Here is a 6,961-nt window from a genome sequence, read left to right on the forward strand (position 1 = left end):
TGCCAGGAACCTCTGGCAGGTAAATCAGTGGAGTGATTTACCTGCCTCAAGGCCGCGAGCAGCCAGGTTGCCCATCAATGCACGCAGGCCAAACGTCCATGGCGTGGCTTCATTGCTGTAGGTGACGCGATTGTGCAGCGTGCCCAGCAATGGGCTGCCGATGCTGACGCTATCGCCCTGCTTGTGGGTGAAACCGCTGCCCTGCTCTTCACGATCCTGTGTCGGAGCAAACAGGGTGCCCAGAAACAGCATGAAGCCATCCGGGTACTGGTGATTGCTGCCCACAGTCTGGGCTACCAGCTCCAGCGGGTCGCGACTGATCTGCTCCATCGAACTGCTGCCGCGCAGGATGAAACCATCATCACCTTCGACGATCAGGTCGACCACGCAACGGCGCACATCATCCAGAGAAAAGCCTTCGTCGAACAGGCGAATAAACGGGCCGATCACGCAAGACGCGTTGTTGTCCTTGGCCTTGCTCAACAACAAGGCACTACGGCCTTCGAAGTCGCGAAGATTAACGTCGTTACCCAGGGTTGCACCAAGTATCTGGCCACGACTGCTCACTGCCAGGACGATTTCCGGTTCAGGGTTGTTCCATTTGGATTGAGGATGAATACCGACCTCGTTACCGCTGCCGACAGAAGCGAGGACCGGCGCCTTGGTGAAAATCTCGGCATCAGGGCCAATGCCCACTTCCAGGTATTGTGACCACAGCCCCTGCTCGATTAATACGCCCTTTAGCCGGGCGGCTTCGGTCGAACCGGGTTTGATCGAGCGCAGGTTGTCGCCGATAGCCACCTTGACCACGTTGCGCACGCTCTCGGCCTTGACCGCATCACCACCGGCCTGCTCTTCAATCACGCGCTCGATCATGCTGGAGGCGAATGTTACGCCGGCGGCTTTGATCACTTGCAGGTCAGCCGGCGGCAACAAGAAAGCCTTGGAGGGGTCGGCGCCCATTCCCGTATTGGCCAACAATTCGTCAACACTGCCAATGTATCGACCCCGAGCGCTGCGAACAGCCTCGAGCGGCGACGGGCACTCAAGCAGATCGCTCAATGTCGCAAACTCCTGCGACACATCAAACACGCCATCGGCGCGCAATACCACCGGTGACGGGCCTGCGGTCTCCCCCGGCACCCAGGCGCGACCAATCAGCGTGCCTTCCAGACCGTCGATCGGGAGGGTGTTTTTACCAGTCAAATTCAGCTTCGGCATATGCAGATCCAGGTCAATTCGGTAACGACCGGGCAAAATTAGTGGACTGGATCGATAAATCCCAATGACATATTTTCAGCATTTGATATCGTTTCGTTATCAATCAGATTTGAGCGACTTATGGAAAACGACGAGATTTCCTACGCCAGCGTCAGCAAATGGCTCAAGATCAAGCACCTGATGCTGGTCGATACCCTGGCTCGGACCCGCAATATGCATACCACCGCCGAGCTGATGAACCTGACCCAGCCCGCCATCAGCAAGATGTTGCGCGACATCGAACTGTTGCTCGGCTTTGCCTTGTTCGAACGGCAGACCCGCAGCATGGTCCTGACCGAGCTCGGCGAGTTCGTGGTCCGCTATGCGCGGATGACCCTGGATGACACGCAATCTTTCGTCGATCAGCTCAATAAGCTGCGCAAAGGTGGGCATGGCCATTTGAAAGTCGGCGCGATTTTCGCCGCGACCTCGGTCGTGCTGCCCGAGGCCATCACCCGGATCAAGCTGGACCGCCCGATGTTGTCCATCGAAGTGATCGAGCAAACCAGCAATCAACTGCTGGAAATGCTCGAACATAAAAAACTCGATCTGATCATTGCCCGCTTCACCGATGAGCGTTATCAGCAGCCCTTCGAGTTTCGTGCGCTCGGGCCCGAGCCCTTTTGCCTGGTGGTCAACAGTCGCCATCCCCTGGCGCAGTTCGATGAAGTGGCGACCGATCAGCTCGGCGATTGGCCCTGGGTCATGTACCCCTTCAATGCCCCCATACGGCGACGAATGGAAAGTGCCTTCGCCGAGTTCAATGTGCGCACGCCCACCAATACGGTCGAGACCATCTCGATGCCGACCTTCTTGCAACTGCTGCAATCGGGACCGATGCTCGCGATGCTGCCCGAATCCATGGTCCAGTCGCAGGTTCAGAGCGGCTTGCTCAAAGTGCTCAACACGCCGTTCAAGGTCGAGCCCCAGGACTACGGCATCATCACGCGCAAGGACGAACCGCTGAGCGAAGCTGCCCGGGAGTTCGCCGATACCTTGCTGGAATTCGCCAGGCTGAGACGGGAAGCTGGCGACCGCTGAACGATGTTTCACTCAAAAAACCCTGAACCAATGAGAAAAGGTTATCGATCAATCCAAAGGTCTCATTAGGCACACACCTACGGCGGCTCTTATAGTGCAGCAACAAAGGTAAGGCGCGGCCCGTTCGCCAGCGACCTCCCACGCTTCATAGCCAGAGAGTTTGCGATGGAATTGATCATGAAAACCGGTGCAGCCGCCGTACTGCGCCTCAATCCTCTGGACGATGTATTGATCGCCCGTCGGCCGTTGCTGGGGGGCGAAGTACTCGAGCAGGAAGGCCTGACCGTGCGCCAGCCGATACCTGCCGGCCACAAGATCGCCGCACGCCGTGTCGAAGCCGGCCAGCCCTTGCGTCGTTACGGACAGATCATCGGTTTTTCCACGGGGGTTATCGAAGCCGGCGATCACGTGCATGTGCACAACCTGACCATGGGCGATTTCTCCCGTGACTATGCCTTCAGCGTCGATGTGAAACCCGACAAACCCTTGAACGACGAGCCCGTGTTCATGGGGATCGTGCGCCAGGATGGCCGAGTGGCGACACGCAACTACATCGGCATCCTGACCTCGGTCAATTGCTCGGCCACCGTGGCCCGCGCCGTTGCCGACCACTTCCGCCGGGACATCAATCCTGCCGCGTTGCTGGCGTACCCCAACGTCGATGGCGTGGTCGCCCTCACCCATTCCGCCGGTTGCGCCGTGGACCCCGCCGGCGAAGGCCTGGCCTTGCTGCGTCGAACATTGGCCGGCTACGCCACCCATGCCAACTTCGCCGCGGTACTGGTAATCGGACTGGGCTGCGAAACCAACCAGATCGAAGGGCTGCTCAGCACCCAGGGCCTGAGCCGAAGCGATACGCTACGTACTTTCAGCATCCAGGACAGTGGCGGTACCTCCAAAGCGGTCGCCAGCGGCATCGCCCAGGTTAAGGCGTTGCTTGAGGAGGCCAACCAGGTCACGCGCGAACCCGTGAGTGCCAGGCATCTCGTGATTGGATTGCAATGTGGCGGCTCGGACGGTTATTCCGGTATCACGGCCAACCCGGCGCTAGGCAATGCCGTGGACCGACTGGTCGCCTGTGGCGGTACGGCCATCCTTTCCGAAACCCCGGAAATCTACGGTGCCGAACACCTGCTGACCCGTCGGGCCGTCAACCGCGCCGTGGGCGAAAAGCTCATCGCCAGGATCCGTTGGTGGGAGGCCTACTGCGAGCGCATGGGCGCAGAGCTGAACAACAACCCTTCGGCCGGTAACAAAGTCGGAGGATTGACCACCATCCTGGAGAAGTCCCTGGGTGCCGTGGCCAAGGCAGGTTCCAGCAATCTGGTTGATGTCTATGAGTATGCCCAGGTGGTCAGCGCCAAAGGTCTGGTGTTCATGGACACCCCCGGCTACGACCCTGTATCGGCCACAGGCCAGGTCGCCGGCGGCGCCAACCTGATCGCCTTCACCACCGGACGTGGCTCGGCCTACGGTTGCGCCCCCACACCATCGATCAAACTGGCGACCAACAGCACCCTGTGGAACCGCCAGCGCGAAGACATGGACATCAACTGCGGCGAGATCGCCGAAGACACCATGACCATCGAAGAATGCGGTGAAGCCATCTTCAAACTCATGCTACGCATCGCTTCGGGCGAACGCAGCATGAGTGAGCAGCACGGTTACGGGCAGAACGAATTCGTGCCCTGGCAGATCGGCGCAGTCACCTGAATCCCTCTCTCCACCCCTATTGCCCTGAAATCCCCGCAAGGGGGATTCGAACATTCTTTTCTGGAGCCAGAAATGCCCACGATCATCGGCCACAACTACATCGCCGGTCAGCGCAGCGCTGCCGGCAATATCATCGTCAACAGCGTTGATGCCAGCACTGGCGAAAACCTGCCTTACAGCTTCTATCAGGCCACCCTGGAAGAAGTCGATGCCGCAGCCAAGGCTGCCGCTGCCGTCTACCCGACCTATCGCAACCTGAGTGCCGAACGCCGGGCGCAATTTCTCGATGCCATTGCCGATGAGCTGGACCTGTTGGGTGATGCCTTTGTAGCGCTGGTCTGCCGCGAAACCGCGTTGCCGGCGGCACGGATTCAAGGCGAACGCGGTCGCACCAGCGGCCAGATGCGCCTGTTCGCCAAAGTGCTGCGTCGCGGTGATTTCTACGGTGCGCGGATTGATCAGGCACTGCCGGATCGCCAACCACTGCCACGTCCGGACCTGCGCCAATACCGCATCGGCCTTGGGCCAGTCGCGGTATTTGGTGCGAGCAACTTTCCTTTGGCATTCTCCACAGCGGGCGGCGACACCGCCTCGGCATTGGCGGCTGGCTGCCCGGTGGTGTTCAAGGCGCACAGTGGTCACATGGCCACGGCCGAGCTCGTTGCCGACGCGATCATCCGCGCCGCAGAAAAAACCGCGATGCCGGCCGGGGTGTTCAACATGATCTACGGCGGCGGTGTCGGTGAGGCGCTGGTCAAGCATCCGGCCATTCAGGCGGTGGGTTTCACCGGCTCGCTCAAGGGTGGTCGCGCGCTGTGTGACATGGCCGCTGCCCGTCCTCAGCCAATTCCGGTGTTCGCCGAAATGTCGAGCATCAATCCGGTAATCCTGTTGCCCGAGGCCCTGGAAGTGCGCGCCGAAAGCGTTGCCCGTGACCTGACCGCTTCAGTGGTACAAGGCTGTGGTCAGTTCTGTACCAACCCTGGCTTGGTGATCGGTATTCGCTCGCCGCAGTTCAGTGCGTTCGTACAGCAGGTGGCTGGGTTGATGGAGGATCAGCCTGCGCAAACCATGCTCAATGCCGGCACCTTGAGCAGCTATGGCAAAGGTCTGCAAAAACTGCTCGCGCATCCGGGCATTCAGCACCTCGCCGGCAGCCCGCAACAGGGTAATCAGGCCCGACCGCAGCTATTCAAGGCGGATGTCGGCCTGTTGCTCGACGGCGATGAAGTCTTGCAGGAAGAAGTCTTCGGCCCGACCACGGTGTTCGTCGAAGTCGCGGACCATGCACAACTCAATGCCGCATTGAACGCCCTGCACGGGCAGTTGACGGCGACCATCATCGGCGAGCCGGCGGACTTTGAACGGTTCGGCGAGCTGACGACGTTGCTGGAACAAAAGGTCGGACGGATTCTGCTCAACGGTTATCCGACAGGTGTGGAAGTCTGCGACTCGATGGTCCATGGCGGGCCGTACCCCGCGACTTCGGATGCGCGCGGTACGTCGGTGGGCACCCTGGCGATCGATCGCTTCCTGCGCCCAGTGTGCTTTCAGAACTACCCCGACAGCCTGCTGCCCGACGCCTTGAAAGCTGCCAACCCCCTAGGCATATCTCGCCTGGTCAATGGCCAAGCTACTCGCGAAGCTCAGTAACACTTGCAGTGTCATCAATGAGGAGACCGCCAGCGGCTCCTCGTTTCACGGCGCGGTAGCCACCATTGCGCCCGCTGGCCTCGCCCGCGCATTGTCCCGATCGCCTACGACCAACGCTTACTGATTGGTGCTGGTATTCGTGATGCGGCCCAAAGAGGGTAAAAAAGGTTCTTTGTCCCGATGAGACCCCATCCTGACCGGGAATGCCGTCCTGAGCCTCATCTGGCCAAGGACTAAGCGAGTGTGAAACGCTACAGGCCAGACGACGTTACGTTCAGGTCGTCGCCTGTAGCACCTCAAGCAGAAAATCGGCGCCGATCTGGAAGAAGACATCCGTCGCGCCACAACTCTTCGCGAAGAAATTGGCTGGGATCGTTCCCTGATGATGGACGCCAACCAAGTCTGGGGCGTCGATGAGTCGGTAGCCAACATGCGCCGCCTGGCCGCGTTCGCCCCCCCCCTGTGGATCGAAGAGCCCACCAGCCCCGATGACATCCTCGGCCATGCCAGCATCCGCCGGCGCATCGCACCGATTGGCGTCGCCACCGGTGAGCATTGCCACAACAGGGTGATGTTCAAGCAGATGTTCCAGGCCGGAGCTCTGGACTTTTGCCAGCTGGACGCGGCCCGCCTGGGTCGTCTCAATGAGGTGTTGATCGTGCTGTTGATGGCGGCCAAGTTCGACGTGCCGGTCTGCCCCCATGGCGGTGGCGTCGGTTTGTGCGAGTACGTGCAGCACATCGCCCTGTTCGACTACATCGCCGTCTCGGCCTCGCTGCACAACCGTGTTCTGGAATGCGTCGACCACCTGCACGAGCACTTCCTTGACCCGGTCGTGATCCGCCGCGGCCGCTACATGCCTGCGCGGCGCTCGGGCTATAGCATCGAAATGACCGCTCAATCCCTGGAACGATATCAATATCCCGACGGCCCGGTCTGGCTCGATATTGCTCGCGCTTGATAGCCGTGCCGTGGCAGCCATATGCTGCTAAAAGATTTAGTCAGTCTGTTGCATCGACCGGTTGTAGTGGTCAACTAATCCCGGACACGACGTTAAGTTTTTCTTCGGTCCGAGCTGGCGCAAACCCAGCGGGTCCGTACCAGTTTCCAGATGCTTTTTTCGAGGACAAAACAAAACCCCTACCTGCATACGCAGATAGGGGTTTCGGAATTTAATCTTGACGATGACCTACTCTCACATGGGGAAACCCCACACTACCATCGGCGATGCATCGTTTCACTGCTGAGTTCGGGATGGGATCAGGTGGTTCCAATGCTCTATGGTCGTCAAGAA

Annotated in this window: 4 protein-coding genes, 1 rRNA gene and 1 pseudogene; 4 read left to right on the forward strand and 2 right to left on the reverse strand. The window is 59.6% G+C overall.

Going from position 1 to position 6,961, the window contains the following annotated elements; translation table 11 throughout:
• Positions 1–24: 24 nt before the first annotated feature.
• A complete protein-coding gene (locus tag KGB06_RS15740) occupies positions 25–1,221 on the reverse strand; it encodes a fumarylacetoacetate hydrolase family protein (RefSeq protein ID WP_223517269.1) in 1,197 nt (398 codons plus the stop codon).
• Positions 1,222–1,341: 120 nt separating this feature from the next.
• On the opposite strand from KGB06_RS15740, the gene KGB06_RS15745 reads away from it, so the two are divergent.
• The 4 genes and pseudogenes from KGB06_RS15745 to KGB06_RS15760 form a co-directional block, all read left to right on the forward strand.
• Entirely contained in the window at positions 1,342–2,301 is a 960-nt protein-coding gene (locus tag KGB06_RS15745; RefSeq protein WP_056741656.1) for a LysR family transcriptional regulator, read from the forward strand.
• Between the two features lie 165 nt (positions 2,302–2,466).
• A complete protein-coding gene (locus tag KGB06_RS15750) occupies positions 2,467–4,014 on the forward strand; it encodes a UxaA family hydrolase (RefSeq protein WP_223517271.1) in 1,548 nt (515 codons plus the stop codon).
• Between the two features lie 72 nt (positions 4,015–4,086).
• Entirely contained in the window at positions 4,087–5,667 is a 1,581-nt protein-coding gene (locus KGB06_RS15755) for an aldehyde dehydrogenase (NADP(+)) (protein WP_223517272.1), read from the forward strand.
• A gap of 292 nt (positions 5,668–5,959) precedes the next feature.
• A pseudogene (locus KGB06_RS15760) lies at positions 5,960–6,628 on the forward strand (enolase C-terminal domain-like protein); the annotation flags it as partial.
• 215 nt (positions 6,629–6,843) lie between these two features.
• On the opposite strand, the gene rrf reads toward KGB06_RS15760, so the two are convergent.
• Positions 6,844–6,959: ribosomal RNA gene (gene rrf / locus KGB06_RS15765) — 5S ribosomal RNA — on the reverse strand.
• Positions 6,960–6,961 lie beyond the last annotated feature (2 nt).

Source organism: Pseudomonas sp. GL-B-19 (assembly GCF_019956415.1).
Taxonomy (GTDB): domain Bacteria; phylum Pseudomonadota; class Gammaproteobacteria; order Pseudomonadales; family Pseudomonadaceae; genus Aquipseudomonas.

Excerpts from the sequence above, each read along its gene's own strand:
- KGB06_RS15740 (WP_223517269.1), bottom strand. The coding sequence starts at position 1,221 with ATGCCGAAGCTGAATTTGACTGGTAAAAACACCCTCCCGATCGACGGT.
- KGB06_RS15745 (WP_056741656.1), top strand. The coding sequence starts at position 1,342 with ATGGAAAACGACGAGATTTCCTACGCCAGCGTCAGCAAATGGCTCAAG.
- KGB06_RS15750 (WP_223517271.1), top strand. The coding sequence starts at position 2,467 with ATGGAATTGATCATGAAAACCGGTGCAGCCGCCGTACTGCGCCTCAAT.
- KGB06_RS15755 (WP_223517272.1), top strand. The coding sequence starts at position 4,087 with ATGCCCACGATCATCGGCCACAACTACATCGCCGGTCAGCGCAGCGCT.